Raw genomic sequence first — 618 nt, forward strand, 5'->3', positions numbered from 1 at the left:
AGGGACCGGGCCGAAGCGGTTTTTCAGAAACTCCAGCAACAGACGGCTCCGCGAGTCGGCCTCGCGTCGCAATCGCAGCGCGTAGATGCCGCTGGCTTCCGGTTGCGGCAATCCCCCTTCGCAGAACAGCGGCAGCAGTTCGCCACGCAGCAGCTGGTCGCTGATCAGCCAGGTTGGCAGGTGGGCGATGCCAAGTCCCGCCAATGCCCCTGCCAGCAGCGCTTCGGCATTGTTCGCCACCATGCGCAGGCGACCCGGGCGCAGCAGTTGCGGTCGCCCGCCGCGCTCGAAGCGCCACGCATGGGGCGGCGCCAGCGCATCCCAGTCCAACCCATCATGGTCGGGCAATTCCTCCGGTTGTAGTGGCACGCCGCGGCGTTCCAGATAGGCGGGGCTGGCGCAGACTACTCGCACCATCGGCGCCAGCGGTGTGGCGACCAGACGGGTGTCGGCCAGCGGGCCGATGCGCAACACCAGATCGACCTCACCCAGGTGCTCGCCGTGCAGGTCGACGAAGCTGTCGATCAGACGCAGCTGGATATCGACTCCCGGATAGGCCTGGAGAAATTCGGCCAGGGCTGGCGCCAGGTGACGGCGCCCGAAGGGGGCCGGTGCGTC

1 protein-coding gene is annotated in these 618 nt (G+C 68.0%); it reads right to left on the reverse strand.

Annotation, left to right across the window (positions count from 1 at the left end):
* Nucleotides 1-618, reverse strand: a 618-nt coding sequence (locus CXQ94_RS23865) for a substrate binding domain-containing protein (protein ID WP_219817123.1), incomplete at both ends; no start/stop codon positions are given.

Source organism: Arthrobacter sp. GMC3 (assembly GCF_002929305.1).
Classification (GTDB): domain Bacteria; phylum Actinomycetota; class Actinomycetes; order Actinomycetales; family Micrococcaceae; genus Specibacter.